This window comes from Terrisporobacter mayombei (assembly GCF_020748465.1).
Taxonomy (GTDB): Bacteria; Bacillota; Clostridia; order Peptostreptococcales; family Peptostreptococcaceae; genus Terrisporobacter; species Terrisporobacter mayombei.
On record NZ_JAHZMP010000057.1, the window covers coordinates 1 to 608 of the forward strand.

The 608-nt window shown below is 24.0% G+C and carries 1 protein-coding gene; it reads left to right on the forward strand.

Annotated elements, in window-relative coordinates; all coding sequences use genetic code 11:
- Positions 1-370: 370 nt before the first annotated feature.
- Positions 371-608: hypothetical protein (locus K0039_RS20270; RefSeq protein WP_331476800.1), on the forward strand; the 238-nt coding region annotated here is incomplete at its 3' end.

The window sequence follows — 608 nt, forward strand, 5'->3', positions numbered from 1 at the left end:
GGAAAGTAATTCTGGTAAATAGAAAGATTACTTTAACATACATTTGATTAAAAAATAGCTATGCACACTTATGACTTTAGCTATGGAAGATTCATAAGGCAAATAATAGAAATAGATTAGCAAAAATATATTTACTTATAAAACTGTATACTTTTATAGAGGCTATCTCAAAATGGAGATAAGCCTCTTTTTAACTATTTAAATGATAAAAATATATTTGATTTCATACAAAAAAGAGTGTCTCATAAACTAAAAAGTTCATTTTGAGACATTCCATTTTTCGAATCAAATCTTATTTTTATTGTATGTTTAATTTACTTTTCCACGTACTATTTTTATGATGTAAATATTAAAATTAGAGGTGTTAAAAATGGATACTAAAAAATATAAAGATAAATTATTGAAAGAAAGAGAAAATTTAACTAATTTAGTAGAGGATATGAAAGATAATACTTTATTTGGAGATACAACTAAACATACAAGTGAAAAGTATTCATCAGGAGAATTATCTAGTTATGATAATCATATAGGAGACATGGGAACAGATTTATATATGCAAAATATGCAAAACAGTCTAATAAATCATGAAGAGGGAAGATTGTATCAAA